The following is a 25,248-nucleotide window of genomic DNA, read 5'->3' as shown; positions in this document are numbered from 1 at the left end:
TTCTCTTTTCGCCCATAATTTGGTATAATAAACGGTATGAAAATCGTATCAGGAATCTATGGGGGACGTCCCCTCAAGACACTAGAAGGAAAGACGACAAGACCTACTTCGGATAAGGTTAGGGGAGCCATTTTTAACATGATTGGTCCCTACTTTGAAGGGGGACGAGTCTTGGACCTTTATGCAGGTAGTGGTGGTTTATCTATCGAGGCAGTATCGCGTGGCATGTCCAGCGCTGTTTTGGTGGAACGAGACCGTAAGGCTCAGGCTATCGTAGCTGAAAATATTCAGATGACCAAGGAAGTTGGAAAATTTCAACTCCTCAAGATGGATGCAGAAAGGGCATTGGAACAGGTATCTGGGGAATTCGACCTCATTTTCTTAGACCCTCCTTATGCCAAGGAACAAATCGTAGCAGATATTGAAAAAATGGCTGAGAGAGAGCTTTTTTCTGAAGATGTCATGGTCGTGTGTGAGACGGATAAGGCCGTTGAGCTTCCAGAAGAAATTGCCTGCCTGGGCATCTGGAAGGAAAAAATTTATGGAATCAGTAAGGTGACAGTTTATGTCAGATAAGATTGGCTTATTCACAGGCTCATTTGATCCGATGACAAATGGGCATCTGGATATCATTGAACGGGCGAGCAGACTCTTTGATAAGCTTTATGTCGGTATTTTTTTTAATCCCCACAAACAAGGATTTCTCCCTATCGAAAATCGTAAACGGGGGCTAGAAAAGGCTGTGAAACATTTGAAAAATGTTACAGTCGTGTCTTCTCATGATGAATTGGTGGTTGATGTTGCAAAAAGACTGGGGGCTACTTTCCTAGTGCGAGGCTTGAGAAATGCGTCGGATTTGCAATATGAAGCCAGTTTTGATTACTACAACCATCAGCTGTCTCCTAATATAGAGACCATTTATTTACATAGTCGACCTGAACATCTCTATATCAGTTCATCAGGCGTTAGAGAACTTTTGAAGTTTGGTCAGGATATTGCCTGCCATGTTCCCGAGAGTATTTTGGAGGAAATAAGAAATGAAAAAAAAGATTAGATGGCCCTTATATGTCATTGCGGCCTTAATTGTGACTTTCTTGGCATTTGTAGTGCCCTTGCCCTATTATATAGAAGTTCCAGGTGGTTCGGAAGATATTCGCCAAGTCCTTAAAGTCAATGACACAGAAGATAAGGAAGCTGGTGCCTATCAATTCGTTACGGTTGGTGTCCAGCACGCTACTTTAGCCCATATGGTTTATGCTTGGTTGACGCCTTTTACAGATATTCGTAGTGCTCAGGAAACTACAGGTGGAACTTCCGATATTGAATTTATGCGGATCAATCAATTCTACATGCAAACATCACAAAATATGGCCAAGTATCAAGGTCTAAAAACAGCTGGTAAGGATATAGAACTCAAGTACTTTGGGGTTTATGTCTTGAATGTGACGGATAATTCAACCTTTAAAGGGATTCTCAATATCTCTGATACGGTCACAGCAGTCAATGATCAGACCTTTGATAGTTCCAAAGACTTGATTGATTACGTCAGTTCTCAAAAATTAGGGGACTCCGTCAAGGTCACCTATGAAGAGGATGGGCAAACCAAGTCTGCAGAAGGAAAGATTATCAGCTTGGAAAATGGAAAAAATGGGATTGGAATCGGCTTGATTGATCGTACAGAGGTAATCAGCAATGTCCCAATTAGCTTTTCAACAGCTGGTATCGGCGGTCCAAGTGCTGGTCTCATGTTTAGTCTAGCTATCTATACTCAAATAGCTCACCCAGGTCTTCGTAATGGTCGTATTGTTGCCGGTACAGGTACCATTGACCGTGATGGCAATGTGGGGGATATTGGTGGTATTGACAAGAAAGTTGTAGCTTCGGCTAGGGCAGGTGCTGCTATTTTCTTTGCTCCTGATAACCCTGTTAGCGAAGAAGAACAAAAAGCGCATCCGGACGCGAAAAACAACTACCAAACAGCCCTAGAAGCAGCCAAAACAATCAAGACAGATATGAAAATCGTGCCAGTTAAAACCCTACAAGATGCGATTGATTACTTGAAAAACAATCCCTAATTTTTGAGTGAAGTTTCCAAACTAGCGCGCAAACAGAGAAGATGGTATAATAGTCAAATGGTTCAATTATTATTCACTCTAAGTAGTCACATGCTCTTTATCTATGTGAGTTTTTACCTTTTAAAGGATCTTGTTAGATGGGAAAAGGTTTTAAAAGTGACAGATGAGAATACAGGAAAAGTTCGTTTATTAGTAGCCTTTTTTAGCATTGTCATGGGCTACATCCTGAGTTCTTTCTTTATCAGCCTGTATCAGTTGTGGCAAGAAGCGCTTAGAGGATTATTATAAAATCAAGAGTAAAGGAAACGAGTATGGACAAAATTGTGGTTCAAGGTGGCGATAATCGTCTGGTAGGAAGTGTAACCATCGAAGGAGCAAAGAATGCAGTCTTGCCCTTGTTGGCAGCGACTATTCTAGCAAGTGAAGGAAAGACCGTCTTGCAGAATGTTCCTATCTTGTCAGATGTTTTCACTATGAATCAGGTGGTTCGTGGTTTGAATGCCAAGGTGGATTTTGATAAAGAAGCCCATCTTGTTGAGGTGGATGCTACTGGCGACATCACTGAGGAAGCCCCTTATAAGTATGTCAGCAAGATGCGCGCCTCCATTGTTGTATTAGGGCCAATCCTTGCCCGTGTGGGTCATGCCAAGGTATCCATGCCAGGTGGTTGTACGATTGGTAGTCGCCCTATTGATCTTCATTTGAAAGGTCTAGAAGCTATGGGGGCTAAGATTAGTCAGACAGCTGGTTATATCGAAGCCAAGGCTGATCGCTTACATGGTGCCCATATATATATGGACTTTCCAAGTGTTGGTGCTACGCAGAACTTGATGATGGCAGCGACTCTGGCTGATGGGGTCACAGTGATTGAAAATGCTGCGCGTGAGCCTGAGATTGTTGACTTAGCCATTCTCCTTAATGAGATGGGAGCCAAGGTCAAAGGTGCTGGTACAGAGACTATTACCATTACTGGTGTTGAGAAACTTCATGGTACGACTCACAATGTAGTCCAAGACCGTATCGAAGCAGGAACCTTTATGGTAGCTGCTGCCATGACTGGTGGTGATGTCTTGATTCGAGACGCTGTCTGGGAGCACAACCGTCCCTTGATTGCCAAATTGCTTGAAATGGGAGTGGAAGTGACAGAGGAGACTGAAGGAATTCGAGTACGCTCTCAACTAGAAAATCTAAAAGCTGTCCATGTGAAAACCTTGCCTCATCCAGGATTTCCGACAGATATGCAGGCTCAATTTACAGCCTTGATGACCGTCGCAAAAGGCGAATCAACTATGGTGGAGACAGTTTTTGAAAATCGTTTCCAGCACCTAGAAGAAATGCGTCGCATGGGCTTGCATTCTGAGATTATCCGTGATACAGCTCGTATTGTTGGTGGACAGCCTTTGCAGGGAGCAGAAGTTCTTTCAACTGACCTTCGTGCCAGTGCGGCCTTGATTTTGACAGGCTTGGTAGCACAAGGAGAAACTGTAGTTGGTAAATTGGTTCACTTGGATAGAGGTTACTACCGTTTCCATGAGAAGTTGGCGCAGCTAGGTGCTAAGATTCAGCGGATTGAGGTAAGTGATGAAGATGAATAAGAAATCAAGCTACGTAATCAAGCGTTTACTTTTAGTCATTTTGGTACTGTTTTTAGGGCTTCTAGCCCTAGGAATCGGTCTAATGGTAGGCTATGGAATCTTGGGCAAGGGTCAAGATCCATGGGCCATTCTATCTCCAGCAAAATGGCAGGAATTGATTCATAAATTTACAGGAAATTAGGCTGGGAGACCAGCCTTTTTATAAAGATAAGGAGAAATATGAACAAAAAAACAAGACAGACACTAATCGGACTGCTAGTGTTATTACTCTTATCTGCGGGGAGCTATTATATTAAGCAGATGCAGTCGGCAGCTAATAATCCCAAAACCAAGCTTAGTCAGAAAAAACAAGCGGCTGAAGCTCCAAGTCAAGAATTGGCAGAAAGTGTCTTAACAGACGCAGTCAAGAGCCAAATAAAAGGGAGTCTTGAGTGGAATGGCTCAGGTGCTTTTATCGTCAATGGCAATAAAACAAATCTAGATGCCAAGGTTTCAAGTAAGCCCTACGCTGATAATAAAACAAAGACAGTGGGCAAGGAAACGGTACCAACCGTAGCTAATGCACTCTTGTCTAAGGCTACTCGTCAGTACAAGAATCGTGAAGAAACTGGGAATGGTTCGACTTCATGGACTCCTCCAGGCTGGCATCAGGTTAAAAATCTAAAGGGTACTTATACCCATGCGGTCGATAGAGGTCACTTGTTAGGCTATGCCTTAATCGGTGGTTTGGATGGTTTTGATGCCTCAACAAGTAATCCTAAAAATATTGCTGTCCAGACAGCCTGGGCCAATCAGGCACAGGCCGAGGATTCGACTGGTCAAAACTACTATGAAAGCATGGTGCGTAAAGCCTTGGACCAAAACAAGCGTGTCCGTTACCGTGTAACCCTTTATTACGCTTCAAACGAGGACTTAGTTCCCTCAGCTTCACAGATTGAAGCCAAGTCTTCAGATGGAGAATTGGAATTTAATGTCCTAGTTCCCAATGTTCAAAAGGGGCTTCAACTGGATTACCGAACTGGAGAAGTCACTGTTACTCAGTAAAAGATAAGATAAACTCCTATGTCACTTGTGGATGTAGGGGTTCTTTTTTGGACAATTTAAGTAGAACTAGAATAGATACTGAGAAAAAATAATATGTACTGAGCTAATTTTTGTGATATAATAAAGGATAAGATACTATTTTAGGAGAAGAACTATGGAAGACCCAAGTAGTCAGAATTTGTTGCTACAATTTGTTTTATTGTTTATCTTGACAGTGTTAAATGCCTTTTTCTCAGCCACAGAAATGGCCATGGTTTCACTTAACCGTGCGCGGGTTGAACAAAAGGCAGAAGAAGGAGATAGACGCTATATCCGTCTGCTTAAGGTACTAGAAAATCCTAACCACTTTTTATCAACCATTCAAGTAGGGATTACCCTGATCACGATCTTATCAGGGGCGAGTTTGGCAGAAACTCTGGGACGAGAAATTGCATCTTGGCTTGGAAATGGCGAAACAGCTTATGCCGTGGCAAGTTTTCTGTCTTTAGCATTTTTGACTTATATTTCCATCGTTTTTGGGGAATTGTATCCTAAGAGAATCGCTCTTAATCTAAAGGATGCCTTGGCCATTCGTACAGCGCCAGTTATCATTGGGCTGGGGAAACTAGTTAGTCCCTTTGTTTGGCTCTTGTCTGCATCTACCAATCTCTTGAGTCGCTTGACTCCTATGACCTTTGACGATGCTGATGAAAAAATGACCCGTGATGAAATTGAGTACATGCTGACAAATAGTGAAGAAACACTAGATGCTGACGAAATTGAGATGTTACAAGGGATTTTTTCACTAGATGAACTGATGGCCAGAGAAGTCATGGTTCCTCGAACGGATGCCTTTATGGTGGATATTCAGGATGATAGTCAAAGCATTATCCAAAGTATTTTAAAACAAAATTATTCTCGTATCCCTGTCTATGATGGGGATAAGGATAACGTGATTGGCATCATTCACACTAAGAGTCTCCTTAAGGCTGGTTTTGTGGACGGTTTTGACAATATTGTTTGGAAGAAAATTTTACAAGATCCACTTTTTGTACCTGAAACTATTTTTGTGGATGACTTGCTAAAAGAATTGCGCAATACCCAAAGACAAATGGCAATCTTGCTGGATGAATACGGTGGTATGGCTGGTTTGGTGACTTTGGAAGATCTCTTAGAGGAAATTGTTGGGGAAATCGATGATGAAACGGACAAAGCAGCAATAGATGTTCATCAGATTGGCGAGGATACCTACATTGTTCAAGGAACTATGACCCTCAATGATTTCAATAATTACTTTGATGTTGAACTGGAAAGTGATGACGTTGATACCATCGCTGGTTACTATTTGACAGGAGTTGGGACCATTCCAACGACTGAGAAACTCAGCTATGAATTGGTCAGCCAAAACAAACAACTTATCTTAACCAATGATAAAGTGAAAAATGGACGTGTTACCAAGGTAAAAGTCCAAATTACCGAAGTTGAAATAGAAGAAGAAACAGAGTAAACTAGAGGCTTTTGTCACCAGGCGTGACGAAGCTTTTTTCAGTTGATTTCATACTCTTCGAAAATCAAATTCAAACCGCGTCAACGTCGCCTTGCCGTACGCAAGTACAGCCTGCGGCTAGTTTCCTAGTTTGCTCTTTGATTTTCATTGAGTATCAAAAGATTGTCTCCTAAAAAGAAGTCTGTCCCAAACTCGCCCCAAAAGTTTTTTAAAGTTATCCTTTTTTATCATGAAATAAAAATAAAAAAGCCCTATTTTACGGGCTTTTTGTCTTGATAAATTCCGATAAATTCGGCATTGAAAGGCGGTAGACGGATTTGAACCGACGATCAAGCTTTTGCAGAGCCGTGCCTTACCACTTGGCTATACCGCCTTAACGTTTATTATTATACCTTGAAAATCATTCTCAGTCAATAGTTTTTTTAGATTTTTTGTGTTAATAAGCCTAAATATTCTGAAAATTCGTTTACTTTTCTTGAAATCTATGATATAATTGATAATGACCTATACTTTATTACGAGGAGTGAAGAAATGAAAAAAAGTCAAGTGCTTGCTGTAGCAGGAGCTACCTTATTAGCGTCAGGAGTTCTAGCTGCGTGTTCAAACACTAGTTCAAATAATGCGAAACTAGCAAAAGATTACCAATATGTTTATCAAACAGATCCAGAAACCTTGGATTATATCGTCAGCAATATCGATTCAACATCATTCATCACAACAAATGCTGTAGATGGTTTGTTGGCTAACGATAAATATGGTAATCTGGCTCCTTCTATTGCTGAATCATGGACAGTTTCAAAAGATGGTTTGACGTATACCTATAAAATCCGTAAGGATGCTAAATGGGTGACAGCAGAGGGAGAAGAGTACGCTCCTGTCACTGCTAAAGACTTCGTTACTGGTTTGAAACATGCGGTAGATGGGAAATCAAAAGGACTTTCAATCGTTAGCTCTTCTATTAAGGGATTAGAAGCATATATTAAGGGTGAAACAAGCGATTTTTCAACCGTCGGAGTAAAAGCACTTGATGACCAAACACTAGAATATACTTTGAACCAGCCAGAAACTTTCTGGAATGACAAGACCACTAGTGGTGTTTTGATGCCAGTTAATGAAGAATTCTTAGCTTCAAAAGGGGAAGGTTTTGGTTCTCCAACAGATGCTAACTCTATTCTTTATAACGGTCCATTTGTCTTGAAGGCTGTAACTCCTAAATCATCTATCGAGATGGCTAAAAATGATGCTTACTGGGATAAAGAAAATGTAAAAATTGAGAACGTTAAGTTCACTTTCTGGGATGGTAAGGATCAAGATGTAATTGCCAAAGGTTTTTCTGATGGTCAATATAGCAAAGCTCGTATCTTCCCTACAAGTTCTACATATGAAAAATATGCAGCTGACTTCAAAGATAACATTTACTTTAACGAACCAGGTGCGGGTGTTGCAACTGTCAGCTTGAATTATGGCCGTACAACCTATAACCACACTGCCAAAACAAGTGATGCCCAAAAGACATCTACTCAGAAAGCATTGCTAAATAAGGAATTCCGTCAAGCCTTGAACTTTGCGGTCGATCGCAATTCTTACTCAGCTCAAACAAATGGTACTGATGGAGCTGCAGTAGCCATCCGTAATACATTTGCACCATATAATCTTCAAGTTGGTAAGAAAACATTTGGTGAATTGGTACAAGAAAGCTTGGCTAAGACAAATTCTTCTACTTGGGCTAAGGTTTCTCTAGCTGATTCTCAAAATGGACTCTACAATGAAGAAAAAGCGAAAGAAGTCTTTGCTAAAGCTAAATCAAGCCTACAAGCTGAAGGTGTTGAATTCCCAATCCACTTGGATGCCTTGGTTATCCAAGAATCAACAGCGGTTGTAAACCGTGTTCAATCATTGAAACAATCAATTGAAAAAGTATTGGGTTCAGATAATGTTGTTGTAGACTTGCAACAAATGACTCAAGCAGAAGCTTTACCAATTTCATTTAGTGCTCCAACAGCTAAAGAGCAAGATTGGGATATCCACACCTTGCTAGGATGGAACCCTGACTATCAAGATCCTTCTACTTTCTTAGATCAGTTTGTCATCAAGGGAGGAAACACTCGCCTTTACCTTGGTATTGACCAAAACACTGATGCATCAGTAGTAAGCAAACTTGCTTTAGCTGACTATGGAAAATTACTTGATGATGCAAACAGCGAAAACCAAGATGTTCAAAAACGTTATGAAAAATACGCGGTAGCACAAGCTTGGTTGACTGACAATGCTTTGACAATCCCAGTAATGGCTTCTCCTAAAGAAACAGCCGTTTCATATGTTTCAAAAGTTCTACCATTTAGCTCATCATATTCTGAATCTGGTCTTAAAGGTGAAAATTCAGGATACTTGAAGTACACTGAAGTTGGTGAAAAAGCAATCACCAAAGAAGAGTATGAAAAAGCTCGTGAAAAATGGTTGAAAGAAAAAGCTGAATCAAATGAGAAAGCTCAAAAAGAATTGGCAAGTCATGTGAAGTAAATAATTTCTAATAGAACTTTCTCTCCATGAGGAGAAGGTTCTTTTGGGATTTTTAAAGGAAATAATATGAAAAAATATATTTTTATGCGTGTTTTGCGGTCATTGGTTTCGATTTTCTTAGTAACGACTTTGACCTACACGATTATCTATACCTTGGTTCCTCGAAAATTGATTTTCAAGCAGGACCCTAACTATAATAAAATCGCAACAACAGCTGATAAACGTGATAACTATGAAAATACTGTGTTTGAGCGTATGGGCTACATTGAGTATTACGATACTAAGGAGTTGCAAGAAAAGGCAAGTAGCATGGATTCTTCTGTAACAGTAGAGGCAAATGCGACTAATAAAGCTATTTATGAAAAGTACATCAATCAATTAGGTCATGGTTGGACTTTGGGAGAATTTACTGAAAGTGGTCAATTCTATGCTACTCGTGAAATTCCAATTTTTGAACGTGTTTTTCACTTCTATGCTAACTTGATTGACATTGACCATACAAATAAAATTCAAGACCCTGAAAATCCAGACTTGAAACGCTACCTTCGTTTCGAAAATGATCCAGCTATCGGATGGTCATTGGTCGGTTCAGGTACTAAACATAAATATCTCTTGTACTTCAACAGTCAGTTCCCATTTGTGCATCAAAATTTTGTGAATATCAATTTAGGTGACTCCTATCCAACCTATGCTAATACACCAGTTCTTCAGGTTATTACTCAAGGTCAAGGACAAACCAAAACTGCCCAAGTTCAGTTCCCAACAGGTAAGAAAACGTCTTCTGTAAATATTTACTCAAGAACCTACAAGTCACCTAGTCAGGCTGACTCTCGTGAAGTAGCTAGCTATGGGAAAGATGATCCTTATACAGCGACTGAAAGTAACTACCAATATCCTTCAATGATTGCCAGCTCTGCTGTTGTAGGATTGATCGGTTTGGTGATTTCTTATGCGATTGCCGTGCCACTTGGTTCAGCTATGGCTCGCTTCAAGAATACTTGGATTGATAGCTTTTCAACAGGGGCTTTGACCTTCTTGATGGCTCTTCCAACAATTGCCTTGGTTTATATCGTTCGTTTGGCTGGTTCTTCAATCGGTTTGCCAGATTCATTCCCTATCTTGGGTGCTGGAGATTGGCGTTCGTATGTTTTACCAGCAGTTATCCTTGGTTTGTTGGGTGCTCCGGGTACAGCTATTTGGATTCGTCGTTACATGATTGACTTGCAATCACAAGACTTTGTTCGTTTCGCTCGTGCAAAAGGTTTGTCTGAAAAAGAAATTTCAAACAAACACATCTTTAAAAATGCCATGGTTCCGCTGGTTTCAGGAATTCCTGGTGCCGTTATTGGGGTTATCGGTGGTGCAACCCTTACTGAAACAGTCTTTGCCTTCCCAGGTATGGGTAAAATGTTGATTGACTCTGTAAAAGCATCTAATAACTCTATGGTCGTTGGTCTTGTCTTCATCTTTACATGTATTTCTATCTTCTCACTTCTTTTGGGAGATATTTGGATGACCATTATTGACCCACGTATTAAATTGACTGAGAAAGGAGGCAAATAATGTCTACAATCGATAAAGAAAAATTTCAGTTTGTAAAACGTGACGATTTTGCCTCTGAAACTATTGATGCGCCAGCATATTCTTACTGGAAATCAGTGTTTAGACAATTTATGAAGAAAAAATCAACTGTAGTCATGTTGGGAATCTTGGTAGCCATCATTTTGATGAGTTTCATCTACCCAATGTTTTCTAAGTTTGATTTCAATGATGTCAGCAAGGTAAACGACTTTAGTGCTCGTTATATCAAGCCAAATGCGGAGCATTGGTTCGGTACTGACAGTAACGGTAAATCGCTCTTTGACGGTGTCTGGTTCGGAGCTCGTAACTCTATCCTCATTTCTGTGATTGCGACAGTGATTAACTTGGTTATCGGTGTTTTTGTCGGTGGTATTTGGGGTATTTCAAAATCAGTTGACCGTGTGATGATGGAAGTTTATAATGTCATCTCAAACATCCCATCTCTTTTGATTGTCATTGTCTTGACTTACTCAATCGGAGCTGGATTCTGGAATCTGATTTTTGCTATGAGTGTGACGACATGGATTGGGATTGCCTTCATGATCCGTGTGCAAATCTTGCGTTATCGTGATTTGGAATACAACTTGGCGTCACGTACTTTGGGAACACCAACCTTGAAGATTGTTGCCAAAAACATCATGCCACAATTGGTATCTGTTATTGTGACAACCATGACTCAAATGCTTCCAAGCTTTATCTCATACGAAGCCTTCTTGTCATTCTTCGGTCTTGGATTACCGATTACAGTGCCAAGTTTGGGGCGTTTGATTTCGGATTATTCACAAAATGTAACAACCAATGCTTACTTGTTCTGGATTCCATTGACAACTCTTGTCTTGGTATCCTTGTCCCTTTTCGTAGTTGGTCAAAACTTAGCGGATGCTAGTGATCCACGTACACATAGATAGGAGTAGAAATGACAAAAGAAAAAAATGTAATTTTGACTGCTCGCGATATTGTCGTGGAATTTGACGTTCGTGACAAAGTATTGACAGCCATTCGCGGCGTTTCCCTTGAACTAGTTGAAGGAGAAGTATTAGCCTTGGTAGGTGAGTCAGGATCAGGAAAATCTGTTTTGACAAAAACTTTCACAGGTATGCTTGAAGAAAATGGTCGCATTGCCCAAGGAAGTATTGACTACCGTGGTCAGGATTTGACAGCCTTGTCTTCTCACAAGGATTGGGAACAAATTCGTGGTGCTAAGATTGCGACTATCTTCCAAGATCCAATGACTAGTTTGGACCCCATTAAAACAATTGGTAGTCAGATTACAGAAGTTATTGTAAAACACCAAGGAAAAACAGCTAAAGAAGCAAAAGAACTGGCTATTGACTACATGAATAAGGTTGGGATTCCAGACGCAGATAGACGTTTTGATGAATACCCATTCCAATATTCTGGAGGAATGCGTCAACGTATCGTTATTGCGATTGCCCTTGCCTGCCGACCTGATGTCTTGATCTGTGATGAGCCAACGACTGCCTTGGATGTAACCATCCAAGCACAGATTATTGATTTGCTAAAATCTTTACAAAACGAGTACCATTTCACAACAATCTTTATCACCCACGACCTTGGTGTGGTAGCAAGTATTGCGGATAAGGTAGCGGTGATGTATGCAGGAGAAATCGTTGAGTATGGAACTGTTGAGGAAGTCTTCTATGACCCTCGCCATCCATATACATGGAGTCTCTTGTCTAGCTTGCCTCAGCTTGCTGATGATAAAGGGGATCTTTACTCAATCCCAGGAACACCTCCGTCACTTTATACTGACCTGAAAGGGGATGCTTTTGCCTTGCGTTCTGACTATGCAATGCAGATTGACTTCGAACAAAAAGCCCCTCAATTCTCAGTATCAGAGACGCATTGGGCTAAAACTTGGCTTCTTCATGAGGATGCTCCAAAAGTAGAAAAACCAGCTGTGATTGCAAATCTCCACGATAAGATCCGTGAAAAAATGGGATTTGCCCATCTGGCAGACTAGGAGGAAGGAAATGTCTGAAAAATTAGTAGAAATCAAAGATTTAGAAATTTCCTTCGGTGAAGGAAGTAAGAAGTTTGTCGCGGTTAAAAATACTAACTTCTTTATCAACAAGGGAGAAACTTTCTCGCTTGTAGGTGAGTCAGGTAGTGGGAAAACAACTATTGGTCGTGCGATTATCGGTCTAAATGATACAAGTAATGGAGATATCATTTTTGATGGTCAAAAGATTAATGGTAAGAAATCGCGTGAACAAGCTGCGGAATTGATTCGTCGTATCCAGATGATTTTCCAAGACCCTGCCGCAAGTTTGAATGAACGTGCTACTGTTGATTATATTATTTCTGAAGGTCTTTACAATCATCATCTGTTCAAAGATGAAGAAGAACGTAAAGAGAAAGTTCAAAATATTATCCGTGAAGTGGGGCTTCTTGCTGAGCACTTGACTCGTTACCCTCATGAATTCTCAGGTGGTCAACGTCAACGTATCGGTATTGCCCGTGCCTTGGTCATGCAACCAGACTTTGTTATTGCAGATGAGCCGATTTCGGCCTTGGACGTTTCTGTGCGTGCCCAAGTATTGAACTTGCTCAAAAAATTCCAAAAAGAACTTGGTTTGACCTATCTCTTTATCGCCCATGACTTGTCGGTTGTTCGTTTTATTTCAGATCGTATCGCGGTTATTTACAAGGGTGTTATTGTAGAGGTTGCAGAAACAGAAGAATTGTTTAACAATCCAATTCATCCATATACTCAAGCCTTGCTTTCAGCGGTACCAATCCCAGATCCAATCTTAGAACGCAAGAAGGTCTTGAAGGTTTACGATCCAAGTCAACACGACTATGAGACTGATAAGCCATCTATGGTAGAAATCCGTCCAGGTCACTATGTTTGGGCTAACCAAGCCGAATTGGCACGTTATCAACAAGGATTAAACTAATAATGGTTTTATAATTTCCATGTCAACTTTTATGGAAATTATAAACCTTTTTTTGTTGGACTGATTTGAAAATCTTTGAAAGTGCCTTGAAAGAATTTTCGAAAGAAATAGAATTCTTAGAAAATCATTGAATTATAGTGAGATGAAATAAAATCTGAACAACTTTATTAGGAAAGTCAAATTAATTTCTAGAAAAGTTTTAGAAGTCACGGCGTATTACTCTAGCTTCAATCTACTATAGTCTAATACTCTTCGAAAATCTCTTCAAACCACGTCAGCTCTATCTGCCACCTCAAAACAGTGTTTTGAGCAACCTGAGGTTAGCTTCCTAGTTTGCTTTTTGATTTTCATTGAGTCTAATATCTACAATGTAAAAAACTCTAGCTATCAGTTCATTGATAGTTAGAGTTTTTTCTATTCATATGATTTAAGGAGATTAAATAAGGCTTCTACTTCTGATGACGGTGTAGCTGATTTAAGGTAAGCGTAATAAACTGTAAAAGTTATCTTGTCCTTCGGTATAAGCGGAATTTTTATTAAATCATCATCTTCATCAGAAAGTGCGATATCAGCCAGTAAACTAAGGCCAATCCCTTTCTTTAAAAGTTCTTTAAGGATGGCAATGTCATCAGTCTTAAAGAATATTTCTGCCTTGTTTTGATACTTTTGATTAAGCGTTTCAAAAGCTTTCAGGTGAACAAAGTGTTCATCTAAGAGTATAAAGGATTGATCTGCTAATTCTTCAAAAGCGAGGGAAGGAGCAGTGGCAAAAGGATGGTTCTTAGATAAAACGACATACAGTTCTTTATGAAATAGCTCGTGTGTCTCTATTGAAGGATAGTTGAGAGGCTCAATCAAACCGAGTAGGCTTGCATTAAGGTCTCCCTTAAGGAGAAGGTTTAATAACTCTACGGAGCCACCGCGGATAGGGCGTATCTTTTTTAAAAAATCGAATTTATCTTTTTCGTTTAAGGCAGCAAAGAGATATTGAATGATAATAGGAGGGAATCCTACAGTAGAGTATTGTGCCAAGGAGCGATTAATTTCTTTGCGAGTAGAAATGACCTCAGGTAAAATCAGTTCTGTATGCTTTAGAAGGATTTGTCCTTGAGGAGTTAGCTTGAAGGAACGATGCGAGGGGTCATGGTGAATCAATTTGCAGTTAAAGGATTCCTCTAAGCGCTTGATAGCATAAGAAATAGATGGTTGGCTGACTTTATGTTGTTTTGCTACTTCCGTATAGGATTGAAGCTGGCAGAGGTCATAAAAATATTGTAGATCTTTTAAATTCATATGGGTTCACTTTCATTAGTTGGAGAAGGAAAATAAGTGGAAAACAGCAGATAAATAATTTTTATCCGTATCCTACAATTTGACTATACGAGTATTCACCAGTTAAAATGTAAGTGAGTCAGGGATCTCAAAGATTATCTAAGATACTCTCAAAAATGACCAACATTTTTTCTCGTTTATCAATAGGGAGCTGTTTAATCTTCATGTTGATTCTTTTGAGTGAAAGATTGTCACTCTTATCAGAGGATGATTCAAGGCTATCAAAATTGAAAAATTCCTCTGGGGTCATTTCTAGGGCGTCAATCACTTTTTCAAGACTGTGAATGGTCAGATTCACATTTTGGTTTTCAAGTTGATTGATATACTTAAGCCCGAGTCCTGCTTGTTCTGAAAGTTCTTCCTGGCTCATTTTATTCTGTGTTCGAAAATATTTCACTTTTTGGGAAATATATTGTTGTAAATAGTTTTTAGTTGTCATATAAATAGAATACAAGTTTTATATGACAAAAAAACACCTTAAAAAATACAAAGTACTACATAACATACCTATATGATATTTATTTTAATTAGGATTGTCAATTTGTATGATTGGTTTATTTTACTCGAAACTTTTAGTAAAGAGAGATCATCGAGAGTTTGATGAGTTCAGAAATTTATAACATATGCGTATACAATTGTATTATTTAAACAACAACGTTTTACGAACAATTCGTTTCATGTGGTATAATATAAATAAAAAGGAGGTTGCACTATGACTTCACATGATATTTTAAACAATCCTTTCCTCAATAAAGGTACTGCTTTTACCTTAGAGGAGCGAAAGGAACTAGGCCTTATTGGTTTACTGCCACCGTATGTTCAAACGATTGAAGAACAAGCGGCGCAAACTTATGCACAAATGCAAACAAAAGCCAATGATTTGGAAAAACGTCTTTTCCTAATGGAAATTTTTAATACCAACAGGACTCTTTTCTATTACCTCTTTTCTCAACATTTGGAAGAATTCAATCCAATTGTATATGATCCAACCATTGCAGATACGATTGAAGGCTATAGTGATCTTTTTGTAGATCCCCAATATGCGGGATATCTTGATATTAATCATCCTGAAAATATTGAAGCTACTTTGAAAAACGCTGCCGGGGGTCGCGAGATTCGTCTCATTGTTGTAACAGATGCAGAAGGAATCCTTGGAATTGGCGACTGGGGAACAAATGGTGTCGATATTTCTGTTGGGAAATTGATGGTCTATACGGGTGCTGCTGGAATCGATCCTTCAATGGTCCTTCCTTTAGTCATTGATGCAGGGACTAACCGTGAAGAACTTCGTAACAATCCTAATTACTTAGGAAATCGTCACGAACGGGTCCGCAGAGATCGTTACTACGACTTCATTGACCAATTTGTTCAAACAGCAGAACGTCTCTTTCCTAAACTTTACCTTCACTGGGAAGATTTTGGTCGATTGAATGCTGCCAATATTCTTGAAAAATACCGGAAACAAATTCCGACCTTTAATGATGATATTCAAGGTACAGGAATCGTTACCTTGGGTGGTATCTTTGGTTCGCTGGATATTAGTGGTGAAAAATTAACAGATCAGGTTTATCTCTGCTATGGTGGTGGTACTGCGGGTGCAGGAATTGCCTCTCGTGTTCTTCGTGAAATGGTGAGTGAAGGTCTTTCTGAAGAAGAAGCATATAAACGGTTCTTTATGGTTGATAAGCAAGGTCTTCTCTTTGATGACATGGATGACTTGACACCAGAGCAAAAACCATTTGCTAAGAAACGTGCTGACTTTAGTAACGCAGATAAGTTGACTGACCTGCTTGAAGTAGTGAAGACTGTGAAGCCAACCATTCTTGTAGGAACTTCAACTCAGCCTAATACCTTCACTAAAGAAATAGTAGAAGCTATGTGTGAAAACACAGAACGTCCAATGATCTTCCCTTTGTCAAATCCAACTAAATTGGCAGAAGCTAGTGCCAAAGATTTGATTGAATGGTCAGATGGCAAAGCTTTTGTCGCAACAGGAATTCCTGCTGATACGGTTTCTTATAAAGGTGTAGACTATGTGATTGGTCAAGCAAATAATTCCCTGATTTACCCAGGTCTTGGTCTAGGTATGCTGGCTTCTGAAGCAAGTCTTTTGACTGATGAAATGATTGGAGCGGCGGCGCATTCATTGAGTGGTATTGTCAATCCAGGCCAACCAGGAGCTCCTGTCTTGCCACCATTCAAGTATGTAGCAGATGTTTCTATTAAAGTAGCAGAAGCAGTCGCTAAAAAAGCACAAGAGCAAGGTCTTGCACGCGCTAAGGAAACAGATATGGCCAAAGCAGTTCGTGATTTGAAGTGGTATCCAGAGTATAAATAATTCATTTCTGCTGCCTATCCTCGGGATACTTGGCTTATTTTGGATATGTTAGCAATCTACAGAGTTGATAACCGAAAAGTAAAGAGATTGTCGTATTGACTATTGGTTTTAAACAGTATAAAATAACTGCCGATTTTTTGTCCGACTGCCAGGAGTCGGTTTAATATTATACTAAAATCAAAACGCATTATATAATAGTGATATGAAATCAAACAAAGAAGAAATACAAGCCATCAAAACACTTTTAAAAGACTCTAGTACAGCTAAATATCATAAACGCCTTCAAAGCGTTCTATTTTGTCTAATGGGCAAATCTTTGAAATTATCCTAAAAGAATTGAAAGAATTATGAAAGAATTTTCGAAAAATTTTAAAAAATTCTGAAATATTCTTGACAGGTGATGAAAAAGGTGGTAAGATAGGAAACATCAAAAAAGAAAGCAGAAAAAGAAATGAATAAGAAACAAGCTGTAACGATGAATCAAAACTTTTACTTTAGCTACTTTAGATAGTGTTTGTAGACATGTCACCATGGATGCAAACAGTTCAAGCAATTTGTTTGTATCTATGTGGCTAAGATTTTTGATTGTGGTCCATATAGATGAATATCTAAATGGACTAGCTAAGTTGTAACTTGTTAGATTATTTCAAGCATCCGTTTAGATAGTATCTAGGCGGTTTTTTGTTTTATCTTTTCTGAGAAGGAGTTTCATTATGAAAGTTGTTCGAAAATTACTAGCTCCCCTCTTGGTGGTGGGGATCCTCTTGACCTCTCTGATTAGTTTGCATCAGTTGAAGGCAGACAAGAAAAAAGATGTTTTTCGTATCGGGATTTCGCAGTTTATTACCCACCAGTCCTTAGACGCAACTAGAGAAGGATTTGTGGATGAACTGGCCAAGCAAGGCTATATTGAAGGGAAAAATATAGAGATTGATTTGCAAAATGCACAGGGAGAACAAAGAAATCTAAAAACGATTTCCCAGCAACTAGCAGAATCTAGTGATGTCGTTCTAGCCATCGCAACGCCTTCTGCTCAGAGTTTGGCCAATACAACACAAACAACACCGGTTATCTTTTCAGCTGTAACAGATCCTGTCAGTGCCAAGTTGGTTGAGTCAAGAGAACATCCTGGGGGCAATGTGACTGGGACAAGTGACCAGTCATCAGATGCCATTTCAACCCAAATCAATTTGATAAAGAAAGTGTTGCCAAAATCTAAAACGATTGGAATCCTCTATACTCAGAGTGAGCCCAATTCGGTTGTCCAAAAGGATGAAGCTAAGCGTCTTCTGGAAGAAAAAGGCTTTACCGTTGTTGAAAAAACAATCTTGGACAGCAACAACGTCAAGGCGGCAGCAGAGAGTTTGATGGCAGAGGTGGATATGGTTTTTGTACCAACGGATAATATCATTTCATCAACCATGGAAACAGTCAAGCAGGTTTCTATTAAACACAAGGTTCCAGTATTCGGTGGTTCAACAGAAATGATTGCGGTTGGTGGCTTGTATAACTACGGAACCAATTATGAAGAATTGGGAAGACAGACAGCTCGCATGCTGGTTCGTGTCTTAAAAGGTGAGAAGCCAGAAAATATAGCAGTTGAGTTGCCTGAAAAATTGGAATTGCATACCAATCAAGAAATGGCAGACGCATTGGGAATTGATATTAGTAAGTTAGAAGGCAAGGAATAAGGAGATTTGAGATGAATTTTGTATTATCTAGTTTATCAGAAGGTTTGTTGTGGTCGATTATGGCGATTGGGGTCTACTTGACTTTCCGTATTTTGGATATTGCGGATATGACTGCTGAAGGAGCCTTTCCACTGGGGGCGGCTGTCGTCGTATCTCAGATACAGGCAGGGACAAATCCTTGGATTGCGACTTTACTTGCTTTGCTGGCTGGTATGGTAGCAGGTCTAGTATCAGGAATGCTCCACACCAAGATGAAAATTCCAGCTCTCTTGACAGGGATTGTGACCTTGACAGGGCTTTATTCCATCAATATTAAAATCATGGGAAGTGTGCCCAATCTTTCCTTGGGAGATTCTTCAACTGTCTTTAAACAGTTGGCGAGCTTGGGACTGACAAATGAAGAAGCTGTTTTCTCACTCAGCTTGGTCTGTCTCTTACTTGTTTGTTTGGTCTTGACTCTTTTGATGAAAACAGAGATTGGCTTGGTCTTGCGTTCGACTGGGGACAATATTCCGATGAGTGAGGCCAATGGGGTCAATGTAGACACCATGAAGATTGTTGGTTACATGATTTCAAACGGCTTGATTGCCCTATGTGGTTCCTTGTTTGCCCAAAATGATGGATTTTCAGATGTGACTTCTGGGACAGGAACCATCGTTGTTGGTTTGAGTGCAGTGATTATTGCGGAAGTCTTGATTCATGATTTAACCATTGGAAGCCGCTTATTATCCATCGGAATTGGTGCGATTGTTTACCGTTTGATTATTTTAAATATCTATGAGATTCCAAATCTAGATCAAAACCTGGTTCGTCTCTTTAATGCAATCTTGCTCGCCTTAGTTTTATTTGCACCAGAATTGCAAAAGAGATTAAAGATTCGTGGTCTGAAATTGAGAAATGAATAGGAGGAGAAAGTTATGGCAAGTTTGTTAACGCTTGAAAATATTCACAAAACATTTGAAGCAGGGACGGTCAATGAGAACCATGTCCTCAAAGGATTAGATTTAGAGGTTGAAGAGGGAGATTTTATCTCTGTAATCGGTGGAAATGGAGCAGGGAAATCCACTTTGATGAATATCTTGGCTGGCAATCTATCGGTGGACGAAGGGGACCTTTTATTGGCAGGGAAATCCATTAAAAATCTGAGTGTAAGAAAGAGAGCCAAGGATATCGCCCGTGTTTTTCAAGATCCTAAGATGGGAACAGCCTCTCGTTTGACGATTGAGGAGAATATGGCTATTGCCTTGAGACGTGGACAAAAAAGAGGACTTGGCTGGGGCGTGAAGGAGAAGGACAGAATCCAGTTCCAAGAGGCCTTGAAGGAGTTGAATATTGGTCTTGAAAACCGCTTAAAAGTAGATACTCAATATCTCTCAGGAGGACAAAGACAGGCCTTGACCCTAGTCATGGCAGCTCTGGTGAAACCCAAACTTTTGCTTTTGGATGAACACACTGCGGCACTTGACCCGAAAACTAGTCAAATGGTGATGGATTTGACGCAAAAGATTGTGGAACACCATCAGTTGACGACTTTGATGATTACCCACGATATGAACCATGCTATTGAGTACGGAAATCGTCTCATTATGCTCTATCAAGGCAAGATAGTGGTGGATGTCAAAGGAGAAGAGAAAAAGCATCTGACGGTTGAAGATCTCATGCATCTCTTCCAGAAAAATAGTGGCCAAAGTCTAGTCAGTGATGAATTAGTTTTGGGATAAAGAAAAAGGCTGAGATCTAGTGTCTCAGTCTTTTATTAGTACAAATGGATAGGTAGAAATATGAAATTGATACTCTTCTAAAATCTCTTCAAACCACGTCAGCTCTATCTGCAACCTGCGACTAGTTTCCTAGTTTGCTCTTTGATTTTCATTGAGAATAAACGTAGCAAGGAGCCCTCTTTCTCAGAAAAGCAGGGTTCTTTTTGCTGTCTATTCCATCCTTGAAAGCGTAAAACAAACTGGTCAGGGTGGCTAGTTTGTGGTATAATGAAAGAGACTCAAAAAGAAACAGGAGAAAAATGATGGATTTACTATTAGCAATTGTATTGATTGTGCTAGCTTTTCTAGGAGGAGCTCTTGGAGGAATGTACTTGGTTCGTAAGCAAATTGAAAAAGAATTTGCTGACAACCCACGTTTGAATGCTGAAGCAGTTCGTACTCTTTTGAGTGCAAATGGTCAAAAACCAAGCGAAGCTAAGGTACAACAAGTTTACCACCAAATCATCCGCCAACAAAAGGCAGCCCTTGCTAACAATAAAAAGAAAAAATAAATAAGGAAAAGTCTGGGATGAAAGTTCCAGACTTCTCACTATGTCGGCTAAGGGTTTAGGGATGAGACTTTTTCCTTGCATTCTATTGATATTTGATTATGATTAAGAGAGATAGTTATTGATTAGGCTGTCATTATTCAGTTCATAAGGAACGGTAATCATAATGAACTATCAATCAGAAAAAAGACTAGAAAGAAGACTGTATGGATAATCGACCGATTGGTTTTTTGGATTCGGGTGTCGGGGGCTTGACCGTTGTGCGCGAGCTCATGCGCCAGCTTCCCCATGAAGAAATCGTCTATATTGGAGATTCGGCACGGGCGCCCTATGGTCCCCGTCCTGCTGAGCAAATTCGTGAATATACTTGGCAGTTGGTCAACTTTCTTTTGACCAAGGATGTCAAAATGATTGTCATTGCTTGTAATACTGCGACTGCGGTCGTCTGGGAAGAAATCAAGGCTCAACTAGATATTCCGGTCTTGGGTGTGATTTTGCCAGGAGCTTCGGCAGCTATCAAGTCCAGTCAAGGTGGGAAAATCGGGGTCATTGGAACGCCCATGACGGTCCAATCTGACATTTATCGTCAGAAAATTAACGATCTGGATCCGGACTTACAGGTGGAGAGTTTGGCCTGTCCCAAGTTTGCCCCCTTGGTTGAGTCTGGTGCCCTGTCAACCAGTGTCACCAAGAAAGTGGTCTATGAAACCCTGCGTCCCTTGGTTGGAAAGGTGGATAGCCTGATTTTGGGCTGTACCCATTATCCACTGCTCAGACCTATTATTCAAAATGTCATGGGGCCAAAAGTTCAGCTCATCGATAGTGGGGCAGAGTGCGTACGAGACATCTCAGTCTTACTCAATTATTTTGAAATCAATCGTGGTCGCGATGCTGGACCACTTAATCACCGTTTTTACACAACAGCCAGCAGCCAAAGTTTTGCACAAATTGGTGAAGAATGGCTTGAAAAAGAGATTCATGTGGAGCATGTAGAATTATGACAAATAAAATTTATGAATATAAGGATGAACAGGACTGGTATGTCGGGTCCTATGGTATTTTTGGTGGCGTCCGGACATTGACGGATGATGACTTGGATTTTCCTCTATTGGAGTTTGCCCAAAGATTTCGAGATGAGGATCGAGGTTTTCCTGTTTCTGTTACTGTTTTACGCTATGGTTCTCTCTACCGTTTATTGTCTTTTGTGGTAGATATCCTCAACCAAGAAATGGGACGAAATGTGGAAGTCATCCAACGTCAGGGGGCTTTTCTCTTAGTTGAAAATGGGCAACTTGTGTATGTTGAATTGCCTAAAGAAGGGGTTGATGTAGAAGCCTTCTTTGAGACAAACAAGGTCAGAGAAACCTTATTGATTGCGACTCGTAACGAGGGCAAGACCAAGGAATTCCGAGCTATCTTTGACAAGCTAGGCTACGATGTGGAAAATCTCAATGACTATCCTGACCTACCGGAAGTAGCAGAAACAGGTATGACCTTTGAAGAAAATGCCCGCCTAAAGGCAGAAACCATTTCTCAATTAACGGGCAAGATGGTTCTGGCAGATGACTCAGGTCTCAAAGTCGATGTCCTTGGTGGCTTGCCAGGTGTCTGGTCAGCTCGTTTCGCAGGTGTGGGAGCTACTGACCGTGAAAACAATGCCAAACTCTTGCACGAATTGGCCATGGTCTTTGAACTCAAGGACCGCTCGGCTCAATTCCATACAACCCTAGTCGTGGCCAGTCCAAACAAGGAAAGCTTGGTTGTTGAAGCAGACTGGCCAGGCTACATTAACTTTGAACCTAAGGGTGAAAATGGATTTGGTTACGATCCTCTCTTCCTTGTAGGAGAGACAGGTAAGTCATCAGCGGAATTAACCCTTGAAGAAAAAAATAGTCAATCTCACCGTGCCTTAGCCGTTAAGAAACTTTTGGAGGTATTTCCATCATGGCAAAGCAAACCATCATTGTAATGAGCGATTCCCATGGCGATAGCTTGATTGTGGAAGAAATCCGTGATCGCTATGTGGGCAAAGTTGATGCCGTTTTTCATAACGGCGATTCTGAACTGCGTCCTGATTCTCCCCTTTGGGAAGGCATCCGTGTTGTTAAAGGGAATATGGACTTCTATGCAGGTTACCCAGAACGTTTGGTGACTGAGCTTGGTTCGACCAAGATTATCCAAACCCATGGTCACTTGTTTGACATCAATTTCAACTTTCAAAAGTTGGACTACTGGGCTCAGGAAGAAGAGGCCGATATCTGTCTCTATGGTCACTTGCATGTGCCAAATGCTTGGATGGAAGGCAAGACCCTCTTTCTGAATCCAGGTTCTATCAGTCAACCACGTGGGACCATCAGAGAATGTCTCTATGCTCGTGTGGAGATTGATGACAGTTATTTCAAAGTGGACTTTTTGACACGAGACCATGAGGTGTATCCGGGCTTGTCCAAGGAGTTTAGCCGATGATTGCCAAGGAGTTTGAGACTTTCTTGTTGGGGCAGGAGGAAACTTTTTTGACCCCTGCTGAAAATCTAGCTGTGTTAATTGATACCCACAATGCGGATCATGCGACCCTCTTGCTCAGTCAGATGACCTATACCCGTGTTCCTGTTGTGACAGATGAAAAACACTTTGTTGGGACGATTGGGCTCAGAGATATTATGGCTTATCAGATGGAGCATGACTTGAGTCAAGAAATCATGGCAGATACGGATATCGTTCATATGACGAGAACGGACGTAGCGGTCGTCTCGCCTGATTTCACCATCACGGAGGTCTTGCACAAGCTGGTAGATGAGTCCTTCTTGCCGGTTGTGGATGCGTCAGGAATTTTCCAAGGAATTATCACGCGCAAGTCTATCCTCAAGGCAGTCAATGCCCTCTTGCATGACTTTAGTAAGGAATATGAGATTCGATGCAAATGAAAGACAGGATTTCAGCCTTTTTAGAGGAAAAGCAGGGTTTGTCTGCCAATTCCAAGCAGTCCTATAAGTATGATTTGGAGCAATTTTTAGACATTGTAGGCGAGCGGATTTCTGAGACCAGTCTCAAGATTTATCAAGTCCAGCTAGCCAATCTAAAAATCAGCGCCCAGAAGCGAAAGATTTCGGCCTGCAACCAATTTCTCTACTTTCTCTATCAAAAAGGAGAAGTGGATAGCTTTTACCGCTTGGAATTAGCTAAACAAGCTGAAAAGAAGACCGAAAAGCCAGAACTGTTAGACCTAGACTCTTTTTGGCAAGAAAGTGACTATCCAGAGGGGCGTTTACTGGCTCTTCTTATTTTAGAATTGGGGCTCTTGCCAAGTGAAATTTTAGCCCTTAAGGTTGCAGATATCAATCTGGACTTTCAGGTGTTGCGAATCAAGAAGGCTTCTCAACAGAGGATTGTCAGCATTCCCACGACCTTGCTTTCAGAATTGGAACCATTGATGGGCCAGATATATCTCTTTGAAAGGGGAGGGAAAGCCTATTCTCGTCAGTGGGCCTTTCGTCAGCTAGAGTCCTTTGTCAAGGAGAAAGGTTTCTCAACCTTATCCGCTCAAGCCTTACGGGAACAGTTCATTCTACGACAAATAGAAAACAAGGTCGATTTGTATGAAATTGCAAAAAAATTAGGATTAAAAACAGTCCTGACCATAGAAAAATATAGATAATGGATATTAAATTAAAAGATTTTGAAGGGCCCTTGGACTTGCTTTTGCACCTGGTTTCTAAGTATCAGATGGATATCTACGATGTGCCCATTACGGAAGTCATCGAACAGTATCTAGCCTATGTCTCAACCCTGCAGGCTATGCGCCTGGAAGTGACCGGTGAGTACATGGTCATGGCCAGTCAGCTCATGCTGATTAAGAGTCGCAAACTCCTTCCAAAGGTAGCGGAAGTGACAGACTTGGAGGATGACCTGGAGCAGGATCTTCTCTCTCAAATCGAAGAATACCGCAAATTCAAGCTCTTGGGTGAGCACTTGGAAGCCAAGCACCAAGAACGGGCTCAGTACTATTCCAAAGCGCCGACAGAGTTGATATACGAAGATGCGGAGCTTGTGCATGACAAGACGACCATTGATCTCTTTTTGGCTTTTTCAAATATCCTAGCCAAGAAAAAAGAGGAGTTTGCACAGAATCACACGACTATCTTGCGAGATGAGTATAAGATTGAGGATATGATGGTTATCGTGAAAGAGTCCTTGGCTGGACGAGACCAATTGTGCTTGCAGGATTTGTTTAAGGAAGCCCAGAATCTCCAAGAGGTCATCACCCTCTTTTTGGCAACCCTAGAGTTAATCAAAACCCAGGAGCTGATCCTCGTGCAAGAGGAAAGTTTCGGAGATATTTATCTCATGGAAAAGAAGGAAGAAAGTCAAGTGGCCCAAAGCTAGACTTGATAGAGAG

The 25,248-nt window shown here is 40.6% G+C and carries 26 protein-coding genes, 1 tRNA gene and 1 pseudogene; 25 read left to right on the top strand and 3 right to left on the bottom strand.

The window, feature by feature from the left end; genetic code table 11:
* Positions 1–36 precede the first annotated feature (36 nt).
* The 8 genes from rsmD (at position 37) to HT732_RS01495 (ending at position 6,200) form a co-directional block, all read left to right on the top strand.
* Positions 37–576, top strand: coding sequence for a 16S rRNA (guanine(966)-N(2))-methyltransferase RsmD (gene rsmD / locus HT732_RS01530; RefSeq protein WP_000706954.1), 540 nt, complete (start codon positions 37–39; stop codon positions 574–576).
* Complete coding sequence (coaD, locus tag HT732_RS01525) at positions 566–1,054, top strand: pantetheine-phosphate adenylyltransferase (RefSeq protein ID WP_001280738.1); 489 nt, start codon at positions 566–568, stop codon at positions 1,052–1,054. The genes rsmD and coaD overlap by 11 nt, the downstream gene beginning before the upstream one ends.
* The gene (locus tag HT732_RS01520) at positions 1,038–2,075 is read left to right on the top strand and encodes a SepM family pheromone-processing serine protease (protein WP_173253732.1); all 1,038 of its coding nucleotides are present in this window, start codon (positions 1,038–1,040) and stop codon (positions 2,073–2,075) included. The genes coaD and HT732_RS01520 overlap by 17 nt, the downstream gene beginning before the upstream one ends.
* Before the next feature lie 57 nt (positions 2,076–2,132).
* A complete protein-coding gene (locus HT732_RS01515) occupies positions 2,133–2,363 on the top strand; it encodes a DUF1146 family protein (protein WP_078149098.1) in 231 nt (76 codons plus the stop codon).
* Between the two features lie 23 nt (positions 2,364–2,386).
* Positions 2,387–3,670 carry a UDP-N-acetylglucosamine 1-carboxyvinyltransferase gene (gene murA, locus HT732_RS01510; protein ID WP_173253731.1) on the top strand — a complete coding sequence of 428 codons (1,284 nt, stop codon included), beginning with the start codon at positions 2,387–2,389 and terminating at the stop codon, positions 3,668–3,670.
* A complete protein-coding gene (locus HT732_RS01505) occupies positions 3,663–3,851 on the top strand; it encodes a DNA-directed RNA polymerase subunit beta (protein WP_173253730.1) in 189 nt (62 codons plus the stop codon). Before murA ends, HT732_RS01505 begins: the two co-directional genes overlap by 8 nt.
* Positions 3,852–3,889: 38 nt before the next feature.
* On the top strand, positions 3,890–4,714 hold the full coding sequence (endA, locus tag HT732_RS01500; protein ID WP_173253729.1) for a DNA-entry nuclease EndA: 825 nt from the start codon (positions 3,890–3,892) through the stop codon (positions 4,712–4,714).
* A 154-nt stretch (positions 4,715–4,868) separates the two neighbouring features.
* Complete coding sequence (locus tag HT732_RS01495) at positions 4,869–6,200, top strand: hemolysin family protein (RefSeq protein WP_173253728.1); 1,332 nt, start codon at positions 4,869–4,871, stop codon at positions 6,198–6,200.
* Between the two features lie 302 nt (positions 6,201–6,502).
* On the opposite strand, the gene HT732_RS01490 is transcribed toward HT732_RS01495, so the two are convergent.
* Positions 6,503–6,573: transfer RNA gene (locus HT732_RS01490), tRNA-Cys, on the bottom strand.
* 158 nt (positions 6,574–6,731) lie between these two features.
* Between HT732_RS01490 and HT732_RS01485 the strand changes: the two genes are divergently transcribed.
* The 5 genes from HT732_RS01485 (at position 6,732) to HT732_RS01465 (ending at position 13,222) form a co-directional block, all read left to right on the top strand.
* Positions 6,732–8,720, top strand: coding sequence for a peptide ABC transporter substrate-binding protein (locus tag HT732_RS01485; RefSeq protein WP_173253727.1), 1,989 nt, complete (start codon positions 6,732–6,734; stop codon positions 8,718–8,720).
* A gap of 66 nt (positions 8,721–8,786) precedes the next feature.
* A complete protein-coding gene (locus HT732_RS01480; RefSeq protein WP_077804683.1) occupies positions 8,787–10,283 on the top strand; it encodes an ABC transporter permease in 1,497 nt (498 codons plus the stop codon).
* Positions 10,283–11,209 (top strand): oligopeptide ABC transporter permease OppC, encoded by a 927-nt coding sequence (gene oppC / locus HT732_RS01475; protein ID WP_000103703.1) that lies wholly within the window; start codon positions 10,283–10,285, stop codon positions 11,207–11,209. The genes HT732_RS01480 and oppC overlap by 1 nt, the downstream gene beginning before the upstream one ends.
* An 8-nt stretch (positions 11,210–11,217) precedes the next feature.
* Positions 11,218–12,285 carry an ABC transporter ATP-binding protein gene (locus HT732_RS01470; RefSeq protein WP_000159550.1) on the top strand — a complete coding sequence of 356 codons (1,068 nt, stop codon included), beginning with the start codon at positions 11,218–11,220 and terminating at the stop codon, positions 12,283–12,285.
* A gap of 10 nt (positions 12,286–12,295) precedes the next feature.
* Entirely contained in the window at positions 12,296–13,222 is a 927-nt protein-coding gene (locus HT732_RS01465) for an ATP-binding cassette domain-containing protein (RefSeq protein ID WP_173253726.1), read from the top strand.
* 414 nt (positions 13,223–13,636) lie between these two features.
* Here the strand turns inward: HT732_RS01465 and HT732_RS01460 are convergent, their stop codons facing one another.
* Positions 13,637–14,515: a LysR family transcriptional regulator gene (locus HT732_RS01460; protein ID WP_077804685.1), complete on the bottom strand. Its 879-nt coding sequence runs from the start codon at positions 14,513–14,515 to the stop codon at positions 13,637–13,639.
* A 127-nt stretch (positions 14,516–14,642) separates the two neighbouring features.
* Positions 14,643–14,993, bottom strand: coding sequence for a helix-turn-helix transcriptional regulator (locus HT732_RS01455; RefSeq protein ID WP_077804686.1), 351 nt, complete (start codon positions 14,991–14,993; stop codon positions 14,643–14,645).
* Between the two features lie 273 nt (positions 14,994–15,266).
* Between HT732_RS01455 and HT732_RS01450 the strand changes: the two genes are divergently transcribed.
* The 12 genes and pseudogenes from HT732_RS01450 (at position 15,267) to HT732_RS01395 (ending at position 25,235) form a co-directional block, all read left to right on the top strand.
* Positions 15,267–16,892, top strand: a complete 1,626-nt coding sequence (locus HT732_RS01450) for a malolactic enzyme (protein WP_173253725.1) — start codon at positions 15,267–15,269, stop codon at positions 16,890–16,892.
* Positions 16,893–17,094: 202 nt separating this feature from the next.
* Positions 17,095–17,208: pseudogene (locus HT732_RS01445) on the top strand (IS630 family transposase); the annotation flags it as partial.
* Between the two features lie 397 nt (positions 17,209–17,605).
* Positions 17,606–18,583: an ABC transporter substrate-binding protein gene (locus HT732_RS01440; protein WP_173253724.1), complete on the top strand. Its 978-nt coding sequence runs from the start codon at positions 17,606–17,608 to the stop codon at positions 18,581–18,583.
* 11 nt (positions 18,584–18,594) lie between these two features.
* Positions 18,595–19,488 (top strand): ABC transporter permease, encoded by an 894-nt coding sequence (locus HT732_RS01435; protein ID WP_077804691.1) that lies wholly within the window; start codon positions 18,595–18,597, stop codon positions 19,486–19,488.
* A 12-nt stretch (positions 19,489–19,500) separates the two neighbouring features.
* On the top strand, positions 19,501–20,304 hold the full coding sequence (locus HT732_RS01430) for an ATP-binding cassette domain-containing protein (RefSeq protein WP_000157661.1): 804 nt from the start codon (positions 19,501–19,503) through the stop codon (positions 20,302–20,304).
* A 302-nt stretch (positions 20,305–20,606) separates the two neighbouring features.
* The gene (locus HT732_RS01425) at positions 20,607–20,855 is read left to right on the top strand and encodes a YneF family protein (protein ID WP_000364990.1); all 249 of its coding nucleotides are present in this window, start codon (positions 20,607–20,609) and stop codon (positions 20,853–20,855) included.
* Between the two features lie 203 nt (positions 20,856–21,058).
* Positions 21,059–21,853: a glutamate racemase gene (gene racE, locus HT732_RS01420; protein WP_049543738.1), complete on the top strand. Its 795-nt coding sequence runs from the start codon at positions 21,059–21,061 to the stop codon at positions 21,851–21,853.
* Complete coding sequence (locus HT732_RS01415) at positions 21,850–22,821, top strand: nucleoside-triphosphate diphosphatase (RefSeq protein WP_173253723.1); 972 nt, start codon at positions 21,850–21,852, stop codon at positions 22,819–22,821. Before racE ends, HT732_RS01415 begins: the two co-directional genes overlap by 4 nt.
* The gene (locus HT732_RS01410) at positions 22,797–23,318 is read left to right on the top strand and encodes a metallophosphoesterase (protein ID WP_020902175.1); all 522 of its coding nucleotides are present in this window, start codon (positions 22,797–22,799) and stop codon (positions 23,316–23,318) included. The genes HT732_RS01415 and HT732_RS01410 overlap by 25 nt, the downstream gene beginning before the upstream one ends.
* Positions 23,315–23,776: a cyclic-di-AMP-binding protein CbpB gene (gene cbpB, locus HT732_RS01405; RefSeq protein WP_000560711.1), complete on the top strand. Its 462-nt coding sequence runs from the start codon at positions 23,315–23,317 to the stop codon at positions 23,774–23,776. The genes HT732_RS01410 and cbpB overlap by 4 nt, the downstream gene beginning before the upstream one ends.
* Positions 23,773–24,507 carry a site-specific tyrosine recombinase XerD gene (gene xerD, locus HT732_RS01400; RefSeq protein ID WP_345890498.1) on the top strand — a complete coding sequence of 245 codons (735 nt, stop codon included), beginning with the start codon at positions 23,773–23,775 and terminating at the stop codon, positions 24,505–24,507. Before cbpB ends, xerD begins: the two co-directional genes overlap by 4 nt.
* Complete coding sequence (locus HT732_RS01395) at positions 24,507–25,235, top strand: segregation/condensation protein A (RefSeq protein ID WP_173253721.1); 729 nt, start codon at positions 24,507–24,509, stop codon at positions 25,233–25,235. The genes xerD and HT732_RS01395 overlap by 1 nt, the downstream gene beginning before the upstream one ends.
* The last annotated feature ends 13 nt before the right edge of the window (positions 25,236–25,248 follow it).

Origin of the sequence: Streptococcus sp. 5346 (assembly GCF_013277455.1) — a bacterium.
Classification (GTDB): domain Bacteria; phylum Bacillota; class Bacilli; order Lactobacillales; family Streptococcaceae; genus Streptococcus.
This window is presented reverse-complemented; position numbering and strand designations above follow the sequence as displayed.

What these genes read in the sequence shown, in the direction of transcription:
- HT732_RS01395 (WP_173253721.1), top strand. Translation starts at nt 24,507, where the DNA reads ATGGATATTAAATTAAAAGATTTTGAAGGGCCCTTGGACTTGCTTTTG.
- HT732_RS01460 (WP_077804685.1), bottom strand. Translation starts at nt 14,515, where the DNA reads ATGAATTTAAAAGATCTACAATATTTTTATGACCTCTGCCAGCTTCAA.
- HT732_RS01470 (WP_000159550.1), top strand. Translation starts at nt 11,218, where the DNA reads ATGACAAAAGAAAAAAATGTAATTTTGACTGCTCGCGATATTGTCGTG.
- oppC (WP_000103703.1), top strand. Translation starts at nt 10,283, where the DNA reads ATGTCTACAATCGATAAAGAAAAATTTCAGTTTGTAAAACGTGACGAT.
- HT732_RS01435 (WP_077804691.1), top strand. Translation starts at nt 18,595, where the DNA reads ATGAATTTTGTATTATCTAGTTTATCAGAAGGTTTGTTGTGGTCGATT.
- HT732_RS01425 (WP_000364990.1), top strand. Translation starts at nt 20,607, where the DNA reads ATGGATTTACTATTAGCAATTGTATTGATTGTGCTAGCTTTTCTAGGA.
- coaD (WP_001280738.1), top strand. Translation starts at nt 566, where the DNA reads ATGTCAGATAAGATTGGCTTATTCACAGGCTCATTTGATCCGATGACA.
- HT732_RS01515 (WP_078149098.1), top strand. Translation starts at nt 2,133, where the DNA reads ATGGTTCAATTATTATTCACTCTAAGTAGTCACATGCTCTTTATCTAT.
- HT732_RS01465 (WP_173253726.1), top strand. Translation starts at nt 12,296, where the DNA reads ATGTCTGAAAAATTAGTAGAAATCAAAGATTTAGAAATTTCCTTCGGT.
- HT732_RS01450 (WP_173253725.1), top strand. Translation starts at nt 15,267, where the DNA reads ATGACTTCACATGATATTTTAAACAATCCTTTCCTCAATAAAGGTACT.
- HT732_RS01410 (WP_020902175.1), top strand. Translation starts at nt 22,797, where the DNA reads ATGGCAAAGCAAACCATCATTGTAATGAGCGATTCCCATGGCGATAGC.
- HT732_RS01520 (WP_173253732.1), top strand. Translation starts at nt 1,038, where the DNA reads ATGAAAAAAAAGATTAGATGGCCCTTATATGTCATTGCGGCCTTAATT.
- racE (WP_049543738.1), top strand. Translation starts at nt 21,059, where the DNA reads ATGGATAATCGACCGATTGGTTTTTTGGATTCGGGTGTCGGGGGCTTG.
- HT732_RS01485 (WP_173253727.1), top strand. Translation starts at nt 6,732, where the DNA reads ATGAAAAAAAGTCAAGTGCTTGCTGTAGCAGGAGCTACCTTATTAGCG.
- HT732_RS01455 (WP_077804686.1), bottom strand. Translation starts at nt 14,993, where the DNA reads ATGACAACTAAAAACTATTTACAACAATATATTTCCCAAAAAGTGAAA.
- cbpB (WP_000560711.1), top strand. Translation starts at nt 23,315, where the DNA reads ATGATTGCCAAGGAGTTTGAGACTTTCTTGTTGGGGCAGGAGGAAACT.
- murA (WP_173253731.1), top strand. Translation starts at nt 2,387, where the DNA reads ATGGACAAAATTGTGGTTCAAGGTGGCGATAATCGTCTGGTAGGAAGT.
- HT732_RS01430 (WP_000157661.1), top strand. Translation starts at nt 19,501, where the DNA reads ATGGCAAGTTTGTTAACGCTTGAAAATATTCACAAAACATTTGAAGCA.
- HT732_RS01495 (WP_173253728.1), top strand. Translation starts at nt 4,869, where the DNA reads ATGGAAGACCCAAGTAGTCAGAATTTGTTGCTACAATTTGTTTTATTG.
- HT732_RS01440 (WP_173253724.1), top strand. Translation starts at nt 17,606, where the DNA reads ATGAAAGTTGTTCGAAAATTACTAGCTCCCCTCTTGGTGGTGGGGATC.
- endA (WP_173253729.1), top strand. Translation starts at nt 3,890, where the DNA reads ATGAACAAAAAAACAAGACAGACACTAATCGGACTGCTAGTGTTATTA.
- rsmD (WP_000706954.1), top strand. Translation starts at nt 37, where the DNA reads ATGAAAATCGTATCAGGAATCTATGGGGGACGTCCCCTCAAGACACTA.
- HT732_RS01480 (WP_077804683.1), top strand. Translation starts at nt 8,787, where the DNA reads ATGAAAAAATATATTTTTATGCGTGTTTTGCGGTCATTGGTTTCGATT.
- HT732_RS01415 (WP_173253723.1), top strand. Translation starts at nt 21,850, where the DNA reads ATGACAAATAAAATTTATGAATATAAGGATGAACAGGACTGGTATGTC.
- xerD (WP_345890498.1), top strand. Translation starts at nt 23,773, where the DNA reads ATGAAAGACAGGATTTCAGCCTTTTTAGAGGAAAAGCAGGGTTTGTCT.
- HT732_RS01505 (WP_173253730.1), top strand. Translation starts at nt 3,663, where the DNA reads ATGAATAAGAAATCAAGCTACGTAATCAAGCGTTTACTTTTAGTCATT.